Consider the following 203-nt stretch of genomic DNA (forward strand, 5'->3'; position numbering starts at 1 on the left):
AAGAAATGGAAGCTCAAAGCCTTGTCAGCCACCAGCATAGCTGGTGGTTTTCTTGTTTTTCTCTACGAGAAAAACTGGCTCGAAGCCATAAAAAAAAAATGGTCCAAAGGACCATTTCAGATTGCAGACAAACATCGTTTTGGTGTTTGTCTTTTTTACTGTTTTTAGAGAAAAATGGCTGTTTTAATGCTGAAACCACCCCA

The 203-nt window shown here is 38.9% G+C and carries 1 protein-coding gene; it reads right to left on the reverse strand.

Annotated features, from left to right (window positions below):
• Positions 1 to 13: 13 nt before the first annotated feature.
• A partial coding sequence (locus RFK25_RS11730; RefSeq protein ID WP_332413576.1) for a hypothetical protein occupies positions 14 to 203 on the reverse strand: 190 nt, incomplete at its 5' end.

The organism is Streptococcus sp. SS-4456 (assembly GCF_036680365.1).
GTDB lineage: Bacteria > Bacillota > Bacilli > Lactobacillales > Streptococcaceae > Streptococcus.